Source organism: Paracoccus sp. (in: a-proteobacteria) (genome assembly GCF_039808215.1).
GTDB lineage: Bacteria > Pseudomonadota > Alphaproteobacteria > Rhodobacterales > Rhodobacteraceae > Paracoccus.
Window position 1 is genome coordinate 1 of sequence record NZ_JBDHSP010000042.1, and the last position, 18,172, is coordinate 18,172.

General features: G+C 68.4%; 17 protein-coding genes, 1 tRNA gene and 1 pseudogene. 9 read left to right on the plus strand and 10 right to left on the minus strand.

Annotation, left to right across the window (positions count from 1 at the left end; translation table 11 throughout):
* Nucleotides 1–179 precede the first annotated feature (179 nt).
* Entirely contained in the window at nucleotides 180–2,972 is a 2,793-nt protein-coding gene (gene polA / locus WMK75_RS12915) for a DNA polymerase I (protein ID WP_347268070.1), read from the minus strand.
* A 172-nt stretch (nucleotides 2,973–3,144) separates the two neighbouring features.
* Nucleotides 3,145–3,333 carry a zinc-finger domain-containing protein gene (locus WMK75_RS12920; RefSeq protein ID WP_347268071.1) on the minus strand — a complete coding sequence of 63 codons (189 nt, stop codon included), beginning with the start codon at nucleotides 3,331–3,333 and terminating at the stop codon, nucleotides 3,145–3,147.
* A gap of 68 nt (nucleotides 3,334–3,401) precedes the next feature.
* Here WMK75_RS12920 and WMK75_RS12925 point away from each other — a divergent pair, with 68 nt between their 5' ends.
* The gene (locus WMK75_RS12925; RefSeq protein WP_347268072.1) at nucleotides 3,402–4,370 is read left to right on the plus strand and encodes an ABC transporter ATP-binding protein; all 969 of its coding nucleotides are present in this window, start codon (nucleotides 3,402–3,404) and stop codon (nucleotides 4,368–4,370) included.
* Here WMK75_RS12925 and WMK75_RS12930 read toward each other — a convergent pair.
* Nucleotides 4,358–4,732, minus strand: coding sequence for an HIT domain-containing protein (locus WMK75_RS12930; protein WP_347268073.1), 375 nt, complete (start codon nucleotides 4,730–4,732; stop codon nucleotides 4,358–4,360). The two genes, WMK75_RS12925 and WMK75_RS12930, sit on opposite strands and share 13 nt — an antisense overlap.
* A 12-nt stretch (nucleotides 4,733–4,744) precedes the next feature.
* The gene (locus WMK75_RS12935; RefSeq protein ID WP_347268074.1) at nucleotides 4,745–6,322 is read right to left on the minus strand and encodes a DUF5928 domain-containing protein; all 1,578 of its coding nucleotides are present in this window, start codon (nucleotides 6,320–6,322) and stop codon (nucleotides 4,745–4,747) included.
* Nucleotides 6,323–6,480: 158 nt separating this feature from the next.
* Between WMK75_RS12935 and WMK75_RS12940 the strand changes: the two genes are divergently transcribed.
* The 4 genes from WMK75_RS12940 (at nucleotide 6,481) to WMK75_RS12955 (ending at nucleotide 9,883) form a co-directional block, all read left to right on the plus strand.
* Complete coding sequence (locus WMK75_RS12940; RefSeq protein ID WP_347268075.1) at nucleotides 6,481–7,299, plus strand: sulfotransferase family protein; 819 nt, start codon at nucleotides 6,481–6,483, stop codon at nucleotides 7,297–7,299.
* Nucleotides 7,300–7,580: 281 nt separating this feature from the next.
* Nucleotides 7,581–7,787, plus strand: coding sequence for a 50S ribosomal protein L32 (rpmF, locus tag WMK75_RS12945; protein WP_347268076.1), 207 nt, complete (start codon nucleotides 7,581–7,583; stop codon nucleotides 7,785–7,787).
* Nucleotides 7,788–7,802: 15 nt separating this feature from the next.
* The gene (gene plsX, locus WMK75_RS12950) at nucleotides 7,803–8,912 is read left to right on the plus strand and encodes a phosphate acyltransferase PlsX (RefSeq protein ID WP_347268077.1); all 1,110 of its coding nucleotides are present in this window, start codon (nucleotides 7,803–7,805) and stop codon (nucleotides 8,910–8,912) included.
* A complete protein-coding gene (locus WMK75_RS12955; RefSeq protein ID WP_347268078.1) occupies nucleotides 8,912–9,883 on the plus strand; it encodes a beta-ketoacyl-ACP synthase III in 972 nt (323 codons plus the stop codon). The genes plsX and WMK75_RS12955 overlap by 1 nt, the downstream gene beginning before the upstream one ends.
* Before the next feature lie 78 nt (nucleotides 9,884–9,961).
* Here WMK75_RS12955 and WMK75_RS12960 read toward each other — a convergent pair.
* A pseudogene (locus WMK75_RS12960) lies at nucleotides 9,962–10,099 on the minus strand (TraR/DksA C4-type zinc finger protein); the annotation flags it as partial.
* A gap of 197 nt (nucleotides 10,100–10,296) precedes the next feature.
* Here WMK75_RS12960 and ihfA point away from each other — a divergent pair.
* The 4 genes from ihfA (at nucleotide 10,297) to WMK75_RS12980 (ending at nucleotide 12,422) form a co-directional block, all read left to right on the plus strand.
* Entirely contained in the window at nucleotides 10,297–10,605 is a 309-nt protein-coding gene (ihfA, locus tag WMK75_RS12965; protein WP_347268079.1) for an integration host factor subunit alpha, read from the plus strand.
* The gene (locus WMK75_RS12970) at nucleotides 10,605–11,084 is read left to right on the plus strand and encodes a MerR family transcriptional regulator (protein WP_347268080.1); all 480 of its coding nucleotides are present in this window, start codon (nucleotides 10,605–10,607) and stop codon (nucleotides 11,082–11,084) included. Before ihfA ends, WMK75_RS12970 begins: the two co-directional genes overlap by 1 nt.
* Nucleotides 11,085–11,202: 118 nt before the next feature.
* A tRNA-Pro gene (locus tag WMK75_RS12975) sits at nucleotides 11,203–11,280 on the plus strand.
* Nucleotides 11,281–11,354: 74 nt separating this feature from the next.
* Nucleotides 11,355–12,422 carry a 2'-deoxycytidine 5'-triphosphate deaminase gene (locus WMK75_RS12980; protein ID WP_347268081.1) on the plus strand — a complete coding sequence of 356 codons (1,068 nt, stop codon included), beginning with the start codon at nucleotides 11,355–11,357 and terminating at the stop codon, nucleotides 12,420–12,422.
* Between the two features lie 7 nt (nucleotides 12,423–12,429).
* Here WMK75_RS12980 and scpB read toward each other — a convergent pair whose 3' ends face one another.
* The 5 genes from scpB to argS all read right to left on the minus strand — a co-directional run bounded on the left by scpB (nucleotide 12,430) and on the right by argS (nucleotide 17,953).
* Nucleotides 12,430–13,107: an SMC-Scp complex subunit ScpB gene (scpB, locus tag WMK75_RS12985; RefSeq protein WP_347268082.1), complete on the minus strand. Its 678-nt coding sequence runs from the start codon at nucleotides 13,105–13,107 to the stop codon at nucleotides 12,430–12,432.
* Nucleotides 13,104–13,928: a ScpA family protein gene (locus WMK75_RS12990; RefSeq protein WP_347268083.1), complete on the minus strand. Its 825-nt coding sequence runs from the start codon at nucleotides 13,926–13,928 to the stop codon at nucleotides 13,104–13,106. The genes scpB and WMK75_RS12990 overlap by 4 nt, the downstream gene beginning before the upstream one ends.
* Before the next feature lie 60 nt (nucleotides 13,929–13,988).
* Entirely contained in the window at nucleotides 13,989–14,975 is a 987-nt protein-coding gene (gene nagZ / locus WMK75_RS12995; protein WP_347268084.1) for a beta-N-acetylhexosaminidase, read from the minus strand.
* A complete protein-coding gene (locus tag WMK75_RS13000) occupies nucleotides 14,975–16,138 on the minus strand; it encodes an SPOR domain-containing protein (RefSeq protein WP_347268085.1) in 1,164 nt (387 codons plus the stop codon). Before WMK75_RS13000 ends, nagZ begins: the two co-directional genes overlap by 1 nt.
* Before the next feature lie 69 nt (nucleotides 16,139–16,207).
* Nucleotides 16,208–17,953, minus strand: a complete 1,746-nt coding sequence (gene argS, locus WMK75_RS13005) for an arginine--tRNA ligase (RefSeq protein WP_347268086.1) — start codon at nucleotides 17,951–17,953, stop codon at nucleotides 16,208–16,210.
* Nucleotides 17,954–18,172: the final 219 nt, after the last annotated feature.

The following is an 18,172-nucleotide window of genomic DNA, read 5'->3' on the forward strand; positions in this document are numbered from 1 at the left end:
ATCGCCACGCGCTACGAAAAGACCGCATGCAGTTACGCCGCCAACTGGCACCTCGTGGCGACCATCCTCGCCGCGAAATGAATGTCCACAGGCCCTAATAGCGCGGGAAGAAGGCTAGTGGACGGTTGCCCCTTCAGAGGGCAGGGATATGCAACGGCGCCCACCTTGCCTGCAGGCGGTCAATGCGCCTCGGCCCAGTTGGCGCCCTGGCCGGCATCGACGATCAGGGGCACGTCCAGCCTGACCGCCGGCTCGGCCGCGCCCTGCATGACGGCGCGCGCGGCGGCGATCAGCTCGGGCACGGCGCTCTCCTCGACCTCGAACACCAGCTCGTCATGGACCTGCAGCAGCATGTTGGCCGGCAGATGCGCGATGGCCTCGGGCATGCGGATCATCGCGCGGCGGATGATGTCGGCGGCCGCGCCCTGGATCGGGGCGTTGATCGCCGCGCGCCTTGCCCCGCCCGCCGCCGGGCCGGACTGGTTGATGCCCGGGGTCATGATGCGCCGGCCAAACAGCGTGCGCACATATCCGTCGCGTTTCGCTGTCGCCACAGTGTCGTCCATATAGGCGCGGATCTCCGGGAAGCGCTGGAAATAGGTGTCGATAAAGGCCTGGGCCTCGGCGCGCGGGATGCGCAGGTTGCGCGCCAGGCCAAAGCCCGAGATGCCGTAGATCACCCCGAAATTGATCGCCTTGGCGCGGCGGCGGATCATCGGATCCATGCCCTCGACCGGGACGCCGAACATCTGGCTGGCGGTCATGGCGTGAATGTCGATACCTTGGTGAAAGGCCTGTTTCAGCGCCGGGATCGCCGCGACATGGGCCAGGATGCGCAGCTCGATCTGGCTGTAGTCGAGGCTGACCAGGCGCATCCCCGGCCCGGCGACAAAGGCTTCGCGGATGCGCCGCCCCTCATCGGTCCGCACCGGAATATTCTGCAGGTTCGGATCGGTCGAGGCCAGTCGCCCGGTCTGCGCCCCGGCGATGGAATAGGAGGTATGCACCCGCCCGGTTTCGGGGTTCACATGCTGGGGCAGCGCGTCGGTATAGGTCGATTTCAGCTTTGACAGCGCGCGCCAATCCAGCACCCGCGCCGGCAGCTCGTGCCCCTCAGCGGCCAGATCCTCAAGCACCTCGGCGCTGGTGGAATAGGCGCCGGTCTTGCCCTGCTTGCCGCCCTCAAGTCCCATGCGCTGGAACAGGATCTCGCCCAGTTGCTTGGGGCTGGCAATGTTGAAGGCGCCGCCGGCCAGCGCGTGGATCTCGTCCTCGAGGCCGGCCATCTTCTGGGCAAAGGCATTGGACATGCGTTTCAGGTGGTCGGCATCGATGCGGATGCCGGTCATCTCCATCGCGGCCAGCACCGGCACCATCGGCCGCTCCAGCCGCTCATAGGCGGTGGTGACACGGTTTTGCGCTAGCTTGGGGCGGAAGTGGTGCCAAAGCCGCCAGGTCACCTCGGCATCCTCGGCGGCATATTCGCCGGCCTTGTCGATCGCAACCTCGGCAAAGCCGATCTGCGTCTTGCCCGAGCCGATCAGGTCCTTGATCGGCAGGCATTTGTGGCCCAGATAGGTATCCGCCAGCTCGTCCATGCCGTGATTATGCGCCCCGGCGTTCAGCGCATAGGACAGCAGCATCGTATCCTCGACCGGCGCCATGCGGATGCCGTGGCGGGCCAGGATCTTCCAGTCATACTTGATGTTCTGGCCGATCTTCAGCACCGCCGGGTCCTCAAGCACCGGTTTCAGCATCGCCAGCGCCTGATCAAGATCCATCTGCCCCGCAGCCCGCGCGCCCGAGCCGAAAAGGTCGCCCGCGCCATCGACATGGCCCAGCGGCAGATAGGCCGCGCGCCCCGGGCCGGTCGAAAGCGACACGCCGACCAGCCCGGCCTGCATCTCGTCAAGGCCGGTGGTTTCGGTGTCGATGGCGACCGCGCCCTTCTCGCCGATCTCGGCCAGCCAGCCTGCCAGCGTCCCGGCGTCGCGGATGATGGTGTATAGCCCGCGGTCGATGGGCGGCAGGGCCGTCACCGGGCTGGCCACCGGGACCGGATCGGCGGCGGGTGTTACGGCACCGAAACGCTGCGCCACGCGGGTGGTCAGGGTGCGGAACTCCATCCGGTTCAGGAAATCCAGCAGCGGCGCCTGCTCGGGGTCGCGGATCGCCAGCGTCTCCAGCCCGAAATCCAGCGGTGTGTGGCAGTCCAGCTCGACCAGCCGGCGCGAGATGCGGATCTGCTCGGCGTTCTCGATCAGGGTCTGGCGGCGCTTCGGCTGCCGGATCTCCTCGGCCCGCGCCAGCAGCGTTTCAAGATCTCCGTATTCTTCAATTAATTGCGCGGCGGTCTTGATGCCGATTCCAGGTGCGCCCGGCACATTGTCCACCGAATCCCCGGCCAGGGCCTGCACATCGACCACCCGCTCGGGGCCGACGCCGAATTTCTCGCGCACCTCATCGGGGCCGATGGCCTTGCCCTTGATCGGGTCCAGCATCTCGACGCCTGCGCCCACCAGCTGCATCAGGTCCTTGTCGGAACTGATGATCGACACCCGCCCGCCGGCATCGCGCGCCTGGCACGACAGCGTGGCGATGATGTCGTCGGCCTCGTAGCCCTCGGTCTCGATGCAGGCGATGGCGAAGGCGCGCGTCGCCTCGCGCGTCAGCGGGAATTGCGGGCGCAGGTCCTCGGGCAGTTCCGGGCGGTTGGCCTTGTAAAGCGGATAGATGTCGTTGCGAAACGTGCGCGAACTGTGGTCGAAGATCACCGCCGCATGCGTCGGCGCATCCGCGCCCTTGGTCTCCTGCACGTATTTCCACAGCATGTTGCAGAACCCGGCCACCGCGCCGATCGGCATGCCGTCGGAACGGCGCGTCAGCGGCGGCAGCGCGTGATAGGCGCGAAAGATGAAGGCCGAGCCGTCGATCAGATGAAGGTGATGCCCCTTGCCGAATGCGTCAGCCATCGAAGCTGCCCCCTGTCCTGCGGTCCGAGGCCCCTTCTGCCACGAAGCCACCACCGGGCCAAGGGCGCACGGCTCCGGTCATCTTCCTTGACCAAATATCCCCGCCGGAGGCATCGCGACACCTCCGCCTGCGCAATGCCGGCAAATCAGGATGCGACCGGGCCGCCCGCGCTCAATGCGCGTCGTGGGCGTGTTCGCTGTCGATCTCGAAACGCTTGTCGCAGTAGCCGCATTCGGCCCAGCCGCTGTCCGGCGGAATGGACAGCCAGACGCGCGGATGGCCAAGCCCCCTGGCCTCGTCGCCGTCGCAGGCGACCTTCCAGGTGGTGACGGTCTGGATCTCGGGGGCCGGACGGGTCATGGCGATTCCTTGAGCTTGGGCGACAAACGGGGTTAAACCGCGGGTATTCTAATGATTGGACCGACGCGATGCCAGCCCCCCAGAACCCGAGTGACGGCCGGAATGCAATCGAGATCCGCGGCCTCGCCAAGACCTATGCCGGGGCCGGGGCCAGCCCGCCGAAAGTGGCGCTGAAGGGGCTGGACCTGACGATCCCGGCCGGGGCCATTCTGGGGCTGCTGGGGCCGAACGGGGCGGGGAAATCCACCACGATCAATATCCTGGCCGGGCTGGTGCGCAAATCGGCCGGCCGGGTCACCATCTGGGGCTTTGACCAGGACGTGAACCCGCGCCAGTCCCGCGCCGCCATCGGCGTCATGCCGCAGGAACTGCACATCGACCCCTTCCTGTCGCCGCGCGCCAGCCTAGAGGTGCAGGCCGGGCTCTACGGCGTGCCCCGCGCCGAGCGCTGGACCGACGAACTGCTGGATCTGGTCGGCCTGAGCGAGCAGGCGGAAAGCTATTCGCGTCACCTGTCGGGCGGCATGAAACGGCGGCTGCTGCTGGCCAAGGCGCTGGTGCACCGGCCGCAGATCCTGGTGCTGGACGAACCCACCGCCGGCGTGGACATCCATCTGCGCGACATGCTGTGGCGCAATGTGCGCCGGCTGAACGACCAGGGCATGACCATCATCCTGACCACGCATTACCTCGAGGAGGCCGAGGAGATGTGCGACCGCATCGCCATCATCGACCGGGGCGAGCTGATCCTGTGCGAGGACAAGGCGACGCTGCTGGGCCGCGCCGATGCGCGCACGCTGGTCATCGACACCGGCGAGGCCGCGGCCATGCCCGCCCTGCCCGCCGGCGTGCGCGCCGAGCGGCGCGCCGACGGCCGGCTGGCGCTGTCCTATGCGCCCTCGCATCTGACCGTCGACCGGCTGATCGACGCCCTGCGCGAGGCCCATTTGCCGATCCTCGACATTGCTGTCGAGGCGCCCGACCTCGAGGACGTGTTCCTGCGCCTGACCGCGGGCGCGCCGGCTCAGCCCGGCTGAACCATGCGGCCCATGACGCGGCCGCCCAGGATGTGCAGGTGGAAATGCGGCACTTCCTGCACACCGTCGGGGCCGGCATTGGTGATGGCCCGGAACCCCTGCCCCGCCTCCAGCGCCACGCCCAGATCGCGCGTCACCCGCGCCACCGCCCGGTTGAAATCCACGATCTCGGCATCCGAGGCGCGGTCGGCGAATTCGTCGTAGCTGACATAGGCACCCTTGGGGATGACCAGCACATGCACCGGCGCCTGCGGGCGGATGTCGTGAAAGACCAGCGTATGCTCGGTTTCCAGCACGGTTTCATTCGGAAGCTCGCCGCGCAGGATGCGGGCGAAGATATTGTTCGGATCATAGGCGGGCATAGGCTTCTCTCCTCAGTCGCTGAACAGGTTGCTGGTCCGTGCCAGGTCAAGGGCGGCCTCGGGCGCAATGTCCAGAAAGGCCGCCAATGCGCTGGCATTCTCCTCGGGGCTGCGCCAGGGCGCAATGCTGTGAAAGCTGGCGAAATCCATGTCGCGCAGCCGCTCGGCCTCATGTTCCATGTCTGCGCGCACCGTGGGCAGCAGCCGCTCGATCGCCTCGGGCGCGCTTTGCGCCCCCGCCAGGCCGACCCGGCCGATATGGCCGCGCAGATAGGCGTCGTCAAAGCGCGATTCGATCAGCAGCAGCCGGGTGTCGGCCTTGTCCGCCACCAGGTCCTCGATCAGGAACAGCGCCGAAGGATCCAGGCACAGCACCAGCCGCTGCGCGTCGAAATGCTGAAACAGCAGCCGGATCAGCGCCCGGCGGTGATGTTCGCGCTTGGCGATCGTGGTCTCGACGCCGCCGAGATCGGGCAGATGCGCCTCGATCTCGTTGAACACGTAATCGACCGCCGGGATCCCGCCCTGCGCCCGGATCGCCGCGGTCAGGCGCTTGGCGACATGCCATTTCTTCGCCACCACCAGCAGCAGCGTATTGGCCCGCCCCATGCTGCCCTCGGCCTCCCAGAAGCGCTGGCCAAAACGTCGCCCGACGCGCCCGCGCCCGGTCAGGAAGCGAAACAGCCCGGTCGCCTCGTTCGAGATCGGGAAATCCATGCCCCGGGCGGCCCAGAGCGCGCCAAGCCTGGCGCGCAGGTCAAGCGCCTCGGGGCTGATCTTGCGGGCGAACAGATAGTCCTGGCCCAGCAGCAATTCGTAGTGGTCGTTGTAGAAGGTGACCGGCATGCCGTAATCGGTGAAGATCAGATAGGTCAGCGTGCGCGTGCGGATCTCGTGGCGGGGCACGACATGGCCGACCACGGTCTGGAAGAAGGTCTCGTCCGGGATCCAGGTGGTAGCGAAAAACCGCATCACGTCGCGGCGTTCGGTGCAGAAATCCAGCACCTTCTCGACGGTCTGGCGGCGCAGGCACCACCATTGCGAACCGATCATCACCCGGATGTCGGCGGGCACGCGCCGCTGCAGGCCAAGGCGGCGCTGCAGGTCCTGGCTGGCATAGAACAGCCGCTTGTGCCGGCGCTCGTTGAACCAGTGGCGATAGATCAGCCGTTCCTCGCGAAAACCGGTCTTGATCCAGTCCGACTCGAAGAAGTCGAAACATTCGATATGGTCGCAGTCCTCGCGGTCCAGAAAGCCATGCGCATGTTCGGCCGACTTGATCGGCATGCAGTCGCCCGACAGCATGTAGAAATGCGAGGCCAGCGGAAAGGCCGCGACGGCGGCGCGCAGCGCCTCCAGCGTCGCGGCGACCAGCGACCATTCGCCCCAGCCGCATTTCATCCGCCGCCGGGCAAAGACCACGGCGCCGTTGCCGTCCAGCGCCGCGCGGATGCGGGCAAAGTCGCGAGGCGCGGCGCGCGAATCGAAATGGATCGCGACAAAGTCACCTGCGGCCGTCAGCCGCTCGGCCTGGGCGATGACCCCCTCGGGGTCCTTGTGGCAAAGCAGAATGAAGGCGATGCGCGCCATTTCCCCCCGATCCCCTCCGCTCTGCGTCCGCAGCGCCATGCGGCAGGTTGAATCTCTGCCGCCGATTTGCTTTGTGTCCTTACCGATTTTGTCTGGCCGGGCAAGCCGTGCCGGCCCCCGCCTTGGCCGCGAAGCATTTTTTGAAGGGATGGTCGAACATGGGTTTTCCGGGAACCTGGATGACGGAAAGCGAAAGCATGGTCTATCGCGTGGTTCCGAAATGCGCCTGCTCGTCCATCGGGCAGATCATGTTCTATTCCGACCATGGCCGCTATTTCGACGGCGACATCCACGATGCCACATCCGGGCTGCACAAGTGGAACCAGCCCGAAAGCCAGGGCCCGATCGAGACCAGCGTCAAGGCGCACAGGTCCCTGACCTTCACCTGCGTGCGCAACCCCTATCAGCGCATCCTGTCCTCGTTCTTCGACAAGATCGCCGGCATCCAAAGGAACGGCAAACGCTATCGCGGCAATCTGGTGCCGCAGCTGATGCAGCGCTATGGCGTCGATGTCGGCAGCCCCGAGAACGGCTTTCGCTTCGACCAGATCGCCAGCTTTCGCCGCTTCCTGCTGTTTGCGCGCGACACCATCCGCTGGCGCCGCCCGATGGAGCCGGACATCCACTGGTCGGCCATGTCGGGCCATATCTCGACCTTCATCGTGAACGGCGGCCGCTATGACCAGATCTTCTTCACCGAGAGGTTCAACGAGGGCATGCAGAAGGTGCTGGACGCCGCCCCCACGCCAGTCAAACTCGACGTGAACGACGTGCCCAGATTCAACGAATCCGAAGGCCACGGCCCAAGGCGCGCCCACAGGGTCGGCGAATATTTCGACGACCTGTCGCGCCACCTGGTCTGGGAAATCTACAAGAAGGATTTCCAGCTCTTCAGATACGACTTCGACGATCCGGACAACAAGCTGCCGAAATCCGAGATCGACCTCGACGAGGTCCACGCCAAGCTGGGCCGCTAGGCGCGGGCCGGCACTTCTTTCTTGCAGGAATATCCCCGCCGGAGGCAACGGCGCGCCAGCGCCGCTTTCCTTGCCGCAAGTTTGCCCTTGCGCGAGCCGAATTTCTGGCTATTTTGCGCCGTTCATTCGACCGGCGGGGAACCCCGGACCGCGGCCCCCGCTCAGCGACATCGTTTCGCGACTTGCGGCCAGCGTTCCGGTGGCCTATGCCCGCCCGAGACAGGAACCCCGAATCCGGGGCCGCCCGAGAGGCCGCCCCCCGAACCACTTGAGGTTGAGACATGGCCGTCCCTCAGAACCGAGTTACCCGCTCGCGCCGCAACATGCGCCGTTCGCATGATGCGCTCGTCGCCGGCAACCCGAACGAATGCACCAACTGCGGCGAGCTGAAGCGCCCGCACCACGTCTGCCCCTCCTGCGGCCATTACGCCGAGCGCGAGGTCGTGGCGCAGGCCAATGCAGCCGATCTGGACGACGACGCGGCCTGAGCGGACTGACCGCGGATGGCCTCGGCAGATTCACAGACCCTGCCGCGCCTGCCCCAACCGACGGGCAGCGTGGTGATTTCCATTGACGCGATGGGCGGCGACAGCGGCCCGGCGGCGGTGGTTGCGGGCATGGCAGAAAGCGCCGAGGAAAATCCCGACATCCGTTTCATCGTGCACGGCCCGCGGGCCGAGCTCGAGCCGCTGATCGCACGGCGCGACGGCCTCGCCGGGCGCTGCGACATCCGCGATGCCGGCGGCGTCGTGACCATGGACGACAAGCCCAGCCAGGTGCTGCGCAAGGGCGAGGGCACCTCGATGTGGTCCGCGCTGGAATCCGTGCGCCTGGGCGAGGCCACGGCGGCGGTGTCCTGCGGCAATACCGGCGCGCTGATGGCGCTGTCGATGATGCGCCTGCGCAAGCTGCCGGGCGTGAACCGCCCCGCCATCGCCTGCCTGTGGCCCTCGCGCAATCCGCAGGGCTTCAACGTCATGCTGGACGTGGGCGCCGACATCCGCGCCGATGCGCGCGACCTGCTGACCTATGCGCTGATGGGCGCCTCATATGCGCGCAACGGCTTCGGGCTGGAGCGGCCGCGCGTCGGCCTGCTCAATGTCGGCACCGAGGAACACAAGGGCCGGGCCGAGCTGAAACAGGCGCATGAGCAGATGCCGGCCACGGCGCAGGCGGGCAATTTCGAATATGCCGGCTTCGTCGAGGGGGGCGACCTGCCCTCGGCCCGCGTCGACGTGATCGTGACCGACGGCTTCACCGGCAATATCGCGCTGAAGACCGGCGAGGGCACGGCCAAGCTGGTCGGCGACTTTCTCAAGCAGGCCTTCGCCAATTCCATCCTGTCGAAATTCGCCGCGCTTCTGGCGATGAGTTCGCTCCGGCGGCTGCAGCAGCGCATCGACCCGCGCCGGGTGAACGGCGGCGTGTTCCTGGGCCTCAATGGCACGGTGGTCAAGTCGCATGGCTCGGCCGATGCCACCGGCGTCTCGGCGGCGATCATGCTGGCCTTCCGGCTGGCGCAATCCGGTTTTCAGGAGCGGCTGGCGGCGCGCGTGGCGCAATCCGCCGCCCCCGCGATCAATGGCGGCAAGGCAAGCGAGGGGGCGTCCTGATGCGGCGTGCAATCGTGAGGGGCACCGGGCATTACCTGCCCGAACGCGTGGTCGAGAACAGCTGGTTCGCCGACCGGCTCGAGACCAGCGACGACTGGATCCGCGCCCGCACCGGCATCGAAAGGCGCCATTTCGCCGCCGAGGACCAGCGCACCTCGGATCTCGGCATCGCGGCGGCGCGCGCGGCGCTGGCCAATGCCGGCATGGAGCCGGGGCAGATCGACGCGATCATCGTCGCCACATCGACCCCCGACCTGACCTTTCCCTCGGTCGCGACCATGGTGCAGGCCGGGCTCGGCATGCGGCGCGGCTTTGCCTATGACATCCAGGCGGTCTGCGCCGGCTTCGTCTATGCGCTGGCCAATGCCGATGCGCTGATTCGCGCCGGCCTGGCCGAGCGCGTGCTGGTGATCGGCGCCGAGACCTTCAGCCGCATCATGGACTGGAGCGACCGCGGCACCTGCGTGCTGTTTGGCGACGGCGCCGGCGCGGTGATCCTCGAGGCCGGCGAGGGTGCGGGCACGACTGCCGATCGCGGCATCCTGGCCACCGACCTGAACAGCGACGGCCAGTTCCGCGACATCCTCTATGTCGATGGCGGCGTGGCCTCGACCGGCACTGCCGGCTGCCTGCGCATGCAGGGCAATCTGGTGTTCCGCCACGCGGTCGAGAAACTGGCCGACACCGCGCATCGCGCCATGGACAAGGCCGGGATCGGCGCCGCCGATGTCGACTGGCTGGTGCCGCACCAGGCCAATCTGCGCATCATCGAGGCCACGGCCAAGCGCATGCAGCTGCCGCTGGACAAGGTGGTTCTGACCGTGGCCGAGCATGGCAACACCTCGGCCGCCTCGATCCCGCTGGCCATGTCGGTGGCCAATGCCGCGGGCCGCTTCCGGCCGGGCGACCTGCTGGTGGCCGAGGCGATCGGCGGCGGCCTTGTCTGGGGCGCCGCCGTCCTGCGCTGGTAGGCGCTGCTTCAGCGGCCAATCCCTGGAACCGCGACGGTTGATCCTCGCCGTCGGGCGCCGGGCCCGGTCGCGCTCGCCCAGGCAGGGAATGCACAGCCGCACCCCCGACACCGCACGGCGCCGCGCCTCGGAGATCGGCTCGGCGCATGCATGGCAGACCGCAGCGCCCTCGCCCGCGCCATCCGTCGCACCATCGCGCGCCCATCCGCCGGCCATGGCTTCCCCCGCTTTCGCCGCAGGATGGACACCCGCCGCACCCACAAGGACCCCTCGCCCGGCCTGGGCGGCACAGTCCCGGTAAGATGCGAATAACGCGGAACAAAACTGCGGCTTTGACGGGTCCGAACCCGTCACGCGTGTTGACTTGGCCCGGCAAATTACCCATCCTTCACCACATGCAGGAGGTTCCCCAGATGAGCGACGCCACCCTGACCCGCATGGACCTTGCCGAAGCCGTGTTCCGCGAGGTGGGCCTGTCACGGCACGAATCGGCGCAACTGGTCGAAAGCGTGCTCGGCCATATCTCGGACGCGCTGGTGCGCGGCGAGCAGGTCAAGATCTCGTCCTTCGGCACATTCTCGGTGCGCGACAAGAACGAGCGCATCGGCCGCAACCCCAAGACCGGCGAGGAAGTGCCGATCACCCCCCGCCGCGTGCTGTCCTTCCGGCCCTCGCATCTGATGAAGGACCGCGTCTCTGCCGGGAACAGGCGCAAGGGCTGATGGTCAAATCCCCCGACGCCTTCCGCTCCATCGGCGAGGTTTCGGACCTCATCGGCGTGGCGCCGCATGTGCTGCGCTATTGGGAATCGCAATTCTCGCAACTGGCCCCGGTCAAGCGCGCGGACGGCAGGCGCTATTACCGCCCCGACGACGTGCGGCTGGCCGCCGGCCTGTGCCAGGTCATGCGCGAGGAAGGGCTGAGCATCCGCGGCGCGAAACGCCTGATCGCCGCCGATCGCGGCGCCGGGCTGCGCCGCATCGGCGCCACGCGGCTGGGCGAGGCCCCCGGCGAGAACGGCCATGCCGCGCCCGCCCCGCCCAGGCCGCCCTCCGCGCCACCGGCCAATGCCGGGTCGCATTGGCTGGCCCGGCTTGCCACGGCTGCCGCAGGGCTGCGCCGGCACGAGCTGACCGGCAAGCCCTTGCCCGCGCAGGCGGAAAAGCTGCGCACCGCCCTGCACCGGACCCTTCGCGCGTGAGCGGTGGCGCCCGCGCCGCGGCCGGTGGCCGAGGATCCACCGCAATCGGGTCAATGGCCGATTTTTCCGCCGCTGGCCCCTTGTGCTGGTCGCCCGCTTCGCTCTATATGCCCCTCGTCGGGCCGTGGCGCAGCCTGGTTAGCGCGTCCGTCTGGGGGGCGGAAGGCCGCGAGTTCGAATCTCGCCGGCCCGACCATTGCGAAAACGCCCATCCCCGCGCGGGGGTGGGCGTTTCCTTTTGCTTCAGTCCTTTTGCCCGAGGGGTCTTGCGTGAACGGCGTTCTTCCCGATTCGTCCCTGCGCCGGCTGATCGCCAGCGGCGCCATCGCGGCAGATGCGCCCATCCTGCCCGAACAGGTGCAGCCGGCCAGCCTTGACCTGCGCCTTGGCGCCACCGCCTGGCGGCTGCGCGCCTCGTTCCTCGCAGGGCGCGGACGCAAGGTCAGCGACCGGCTCGCCGATTTCGAGATGCACCGCATGGACCTGAGCGGCGGCGCCGTGCTGGAAAAGGGCTGCGTCTATCTGGTGCCACTGCTCGAACGCCTCGCCCTGCCCAAGGGGCTCGACGCGGTGGCCAATGCCAAAAGCTCGACCGGCCGGCTCGACCTGCTGACGCGGCTGGTCACCGACGAGGGCACGGAATTCGACCGCCTGCCCGAGGGCTATGACGGCCCGATCTATGCCGAGATCTGCCCGCGCAGCTTTTCGGTACTGGTGCGTCCCGGCATGCGGCTGAACCAGTTGCGCCTGCGCCAGGGCCAGGCGGTACTGGACGATGCCGAGCTCGGCGCGCTGCATGCGCAGGAACCGCTGGTGAACGGCCCGGCGCTGATCGACGAGGGCCTGGGCTTTTCCGTCAATCTGCGGCCGGCGGCGGGCGATCTGGTCGGCTATCGCGCGCGCCCGCACAGCGGCGTCATCGACCTCGACCGCATCGGCGCCTATCGCGCCCGCGACTTCTGGGACGAGCTGCGCAGCAGCGAGGGCCAGCTGATCCTCGACCCCGGCGCCTTCTATATCCTTGTCAGCCGCGAGGCGGTGGCGATCCCGCCCGACTATGCCGCCGAGATGGCGCCCTATCTGGCCATGGTGGGCGAGTTTCGCGTGCATTACGCCGGATTCTTCGACCCCGGCTTCGGCCATGGCACCGCCGGGCGCGGCGCGCGCGGTGTGCTTGAGGTGCGCTGCCACGAGGCGCCTTTCGCGCTTGAGCATGGCCAGGTCGTCGGCCGCCTGGTCTATGAACGCATGGCCGCCCGCCCCGAGCGGCTTTACGGCAGCTCCATCGCCTCGAACTATCAGGGCCAGGGCCTGAAGCTGGCCAAGCAATTCGCCTGACGCAGGATCAGTCTTCCTCGAACAGGTCCTCGGCCATGGTGTCGGGGCCGTCGTCGAGGGCGTCCCGGTCTCCGGCCTCCTCCTCGCGAAACAGCGCCGGCGCCATGTCCTCGCCCGAAGGCCGCGACGCCAGCAGGCCCGCGGCGCGCAACTCGGCCAGGCCCGGCAGGTCGCGGGCATTCTCCAGTCCGAAATGATCCAGAAACGTCTCGGTCACCACGAAGGTCGCCGGCCGGCCCGGGGTCTGGCGGCGGCGGCCGATGCGCACCCATTCCATCTCGATCAGCTGGTCCAATGTGCCGCGATTCACCGCAACGCCGCGGATCTCCTCGATCTCGGCGCGGGTGACGGGCTGGTGATAGGCGATGATCGCCAGGGTCTCGGTGGCGGCGCGCGACAGGCGCCGGGTCTCGACCACGCTTTCCTGCATCAGCCAGCCCAGATCGCCCGCGGTGCGAAAGGCCCAGGCGTCGCCAATGCGCAGCAGCTGCACGCCGCGCCCCTCATAGCGGGCGCGCAGCTGGCGCAGCGCCTCGGCGGCGTCGCAGCCCCGGGGCAGGCGGGCGGCGATCTCGCGCAGCCCCATGGGCGCGGCCGAGGCGAAAAGCACCGCCTCGACCATGCGTTCCTGTTCAAACAGCGGCGGCGGCGGAAAGGTCGCGGCCTGCGCCTCGGTCTCACTCATTGCGGTCGCCTGCGGATGGTGATGGGGGCAAAGCTGCCGGACTGGCTGATCTCGACCGCGCCCTGCCGCGCCAGTTCCAGCGTCGCGGCAAACGTGGCGGCGGTGGCCGAGCGGCGCCTGGCCGGATCGTCCGCCCAGCCTTCGGGCAGAAAATCGGCCAGCGCGGTCCAGTCGCCGGCAAAGCCGATCATGCGGCGCAGCCGCTCGAGCGCCTGCTCCATGGTAAGGACATCGCGGCGGTCGAAAGCGAAGGGGCGAAACTCGTCGCGGGTGCGCAGCCTTGCATAGGCGCGCATCAGGTCGATCAGCCCTGCCTGCCAGGCCACCTGCCGGGCGCGGGCGACGGTCTCGGGGGCGCCGCGCGCAAAGCGGTCCTGGCCCAGACGGTCGCGCGCCATCAGCCGGGCCGCGGCCTCGCGCATGGCCTGCAGGCGCTCCAGCTGAAAGGCCAGATGCGCGGCCACCTCCTCGGCGCTGGGGCCCTCGGCTTCGGGGTCGGGCGGCAAGAGCAGACGCGATTTCAGGAAGGCCAGCCAGGCCGCCATGACCAGATAATCGGCCGCCAGTTCGATGCGCAACGCCCGCGCCTTGTCCACGAAGGCCAGATACTGGTCGGCCAGATCCAGCACCGAGATCTGCAGCAGATCGACCTTCTGCGTACGCGACAGCGTCAGCAGCAGGTCAAGCGGCCCCTCAAAGCCCGAGACATCGACGACCAGCACCTCATCGGCGCGGCGCTCGGCCGGGTCGGGCGGCGCAAGTCCGGGCAGATGCGGGGTGCCTTGGTCCGGCACGGGGGTCAGATAGGGCACCTTGGTCATGGCAGGTCCGGGCAGAAGGTCGCGCGCAGAATCCGCCAAGGCCGCGGCGCAGTCAACCGCTCAGGCAGCCAGGCCGCCCAGCGCGACCAGTTCCGCCCGCAGCGCGGCGGTGTCCGCGGTCTGCGGCGCCCGGCGCAGCGCCAGCGCCGCTTCGCCCCGCGCCAGGGCGCGAGGGGTCATGGCGCCCGCGGCGGCGGCGATGCTCTCCATCTGCGCCAGGGTCTCGTTACAGGACAGCACCAGATCGCAGCCGGCGGCGATGCTTTCGGCGGCGCGCTGGGCAAGGGTGCCGCTCAACGCCTGCATGCCGATGTCGTCCGACATCAGCAGCCCGTCAAAGCCGATCGCCTCGCGGATCACCGCGATCACCCGGGCCGAGGCCGTGGCCGGCGCCTGGTCCAGCGCCGAAAAGCGGATATGCGCCGTCATCGCCATCGGCAGGTCCGCAAGGGCGCGAAATGGGGCAAAGTCGCTGGCCATCAGCTGCTCCAGCGGCGCATCGACCACCGGCAGGTCCTTGTGGCTGTCGACGCGGGCGCGGCCATGGCCCGGCATGTGCTTGACGATGGGCAGAACGCCCGCCGAAAGCATCGCCTCGGCGGCGATGCGGCCCAGGCGGGTCACGGTCGCTGCATCGCTGCCCAGGCAGCGGTTGTGCAGGAAAGGGTGGGTGTCGTCGCGGGCGATGTCCAGCACCGGCGCGCAATCGGCGTCGATGCCCATGGCGCGCAACTCCTGCGCCAGCAGGTGGTGATGCAGCCAGACGGCGCGCACGCCGCGCGCGGCCTGCTCCAGCGGCGCCGGCCAGTCGGTCCAGTGCGGCGCGCGCAGGCGCTGCACCCGCCCGCCCTCCTGGTCGATCAGCACCGGGGCGTCGCGGCCCACCGCCTCGCGCAACTCGGCGGTCAGGCGCCGCAGCCGGTCGGGCGTGTCGATATTGCGCCCGAACAGGATAAAGCCCCAAGGGTCGGCGGCGCGCAGGAATGCACGCTCATCCCGGCCAAGGTCGGGGCCGGCGATGCCGCCCAGGATAGTGGCGCCAGTCATTACTTGGCGGTGGCCGGGATGCAGTCGATGCCCTCGGCGATCAGCGCCGCGCAGAACTGCCGCGCCTCGGTCTTGGAGGCAAAGCCGCCGGCGCGCAGGCGCCAGAAGGTGCGGCCGCCGCTTTGTGCCTCTTGCACGATGCGCGACTTGCCCGAGAAGAGCGCGCCGAACTTGCCCGAGACCCGGTCCCATTCGCCCTTGGCCAGCGCGTTGCTGTCGAAGGCGCCGATCTGCACCAGCGACGCGCCCGAGGCGACCGGCGTCGCCGCGGTCTTGGCTTCCGGCTTGGCCTCGGCCTTAGCTTCGGGTTTCGCTTCGGATTTGGCCGCAGGGGCGGCGGCGGGCCGGCTTTCGGCGGCCGGCTGGGCGGCGCGCGCGGATTCGGGCGCCACCGAGGCAGCCGCAACGCGGCGCGGACGCGGCGCGGGACGGGGCGATTGCGCAATGGCACCGGGCGGCGGCGGCACGGTGGCGGCCTCGGCCAGGGCGGTGTTGATCACCGCATCGCGGGCCTCGTTGCCGGCCAGATCGGTCACCATCTCGTTCACCGGCGCCTCGGAGGCCGGCGCGTCCGAGATCGTGGCCGCGGCCAGCGCCTCGGCGGCGGCCTCGCCGTCGGGGCGCGCAATCACCCGCGCCTTGTCATCCAGAAGCGGCAGATCCACCGGATGCGAGGGTTCCTGCGCGCTCGCGCCCAGCTTGCCCATGGCCACGTCCTGATCCTGCAGCCGCGCGGCCGGCGGCGCGATGGCCACGCTGTCGACCCGCGCCGGCTCCTTGCCGGCGGCGACCGTATTCACCGCAAGCCCGGTGCGGTTGGTCAGCTCGCCCCCGGGATCGTCCGGCGCGGTGCGGCCTTCGCCCTCAAGCGCGCGGATCACCGGCACGCCCGAGACATCGCGCACCACCAGCTTGTAACCCCAGACCACCAGGATCACGATCAGCCCGACCGAGACCAGCGCGCCCAGGTAATGCGTCAGCCGCGAGATCCGCCCCAGCAGCGAGGGCGGCGCCACCACCGCCTCGGCATGGCCGTGATAGCCGTGCTCGTCCCAGCCCTCATCCTGCCAGCCGTCCTGCGCCTGCTGGCCATGGGGAAAATCCTGCGCCGGCCGCTGCTGCGACCGATCAAACCCGCCCGAGCGGAAATCTACTACCGTCATGCCTGCCTGCCTGCCGGTTGACCCGGTGTTGCTGGTTTTCTCTGCTCGTCCCCGGCAGGGCGCCTTTGGTCAGCGCATTTCCTTGGCCGGAGTCACCCCCAAGATACCAAGGCCGGCCGAAATGACAACGCCGACGGCGCGCACCATGGCAATTTTTGCTGACGTTGCGGCAGGATCGCCATCTTGCAGAAAGCGCAGATGCAGCTCGTCATTGCCGCGGTTCCACAGCGAATGCAGCGCCGAGGCGAGGTCATAGAGGAAAAACGCGATCCGGTGCGGCTCATGCGCGCGGGCGGCGATCTCGACGATGCGTGGCCATTCGGCAACCTTGCGCGCCAGATCCAGTTCCGCCGGGTGATCGAGACGTGCCAGATCGGCCCGCGCCAGTTCCGCATCCGCGGTCGCGACCCCCATGGCGGCGGCCTTGCCCAGCACCGAATTCACCCGCGCGCTGGCATATTGCACATACCAGACCGGATTGTCCTTGGATTGTTCCAGCACACGCGCGAAATCGAAATCCAGCGGCGCGTCGTTCTTGCGCGTCAACATGTGGAAGCGCGTGACATCGGCGCCGGCCTGTTCGACCACATCGCGCAGGGTGACGAAAGTGCCGGCGCGCTTGGACATCTTGAAGGGCTCGCCGTTCTTGAACAGTCTGACCAGCTGGATCAGCTTCACGTCCAAGGGCACCCGCCCGCCCGAAAGCGCCGCAACGGCGGCGGTCATGCGCTTGACATAGCCGCCGTGGTCGGCGCCGAACACGTCGATCAGCTCGTCGAAGCCGCGGTCGATCTTGTCCCAGTGATAGGCGATGTCGGGGGCGAAATAGGTCCAGTTGCCATCCGATTTCTTCACCGGCCGGTCCACGTCATCGCCATGCGCGGTCGAGCGAAACAGCGTCTGCTCGCGCGGCTCCCAGTCGTCGGGGGTCTTGCCCTTGGGCGGCTCCAGCACGCCCTCATAGATCAGCCCGGCCTCGCGCAGGCGGGTGATGGCGGCCTCGATGCGGCCGGTGCCGTAAAGCGCCTTCTCGCTGGCAAAGACATCCATATGCACGTTGAGCAGCGCCAGATCCTCGCGGATCATGTCCATCATCGCCGCGGTGGCGAATTCGCGCAACTCGGCCAGCCAGTCCGCCTCGGGGCGGTCGATCAGGCTGGCGCCGTATTTTGCCTTCAGCGCCTCGCCCACCGCGATCAGATAGTCGCCCGGATAAAGCCCCTCGCGGATCTCGGGCTCCAGCCCGTTGGCCTCGCGATAGCGTTCATAGGCCGAGCGCGCCAGCACATCGACCTGGGCGCCGCCGTCGTTGATATAGTATTCGCGCGTGACCTTGTGGCCCGAGAAATCCAGCAGCGCCGCCAGCGCATCGCCAAAGACCGCGCCGCGGGTATGGCCGACATGCATCGGCCCGGTCGGGTTGGCGGACACGAATTCGACATTGATCCGCCGCCCCTGCCCCATGTCCGAGCGGCCATAGTCGCCGCCCGCGCGCAATGCCGCGCCGATCACGCCTTGCCATTGCGAGGGCGCAAGGCGCAGGTTCAGAAAGCCCGGCCCCGCCACCTCGGCCGAGGCGATGCGCGCGTCCTCGGCCAGTTTCGCCGCCAGGGCCTCGGCGATCTCGCGCGGCTTGCGGCCCGCGGGCTTGGCCAGCACCATGGCCGCATTGGTCGCCATGTCGCCATGCGCCGCATCCCGGGGCGGCTCGACCGCCACATTCGAGGTGTCAAGGCCCGCGGGCAGCTGGCCCGCCTGTTCCAGCTGCGCCAGCGCATCGACGACCAGCGCGCGGATATCAGAAAAGAGGTTCATGGCTTCCATCCGTATGATCGTCCGGGGATAACGCCTGCCCAAGGGCGCCGTCAACCGGGCGCGCGGGGCGCGAAATGCCCGGGCCGTGCGCCACCGCAAGCGCATCAGATTGACGCAGGACGGGATTTCGTCTAAGGCCCGGCCTGTCTGCATCCGGCAGACAAGGCGAGGGGCGTGCGGAAATTGCGTCCCGAACCGCCGCGCCCCCGGTTTGGCACC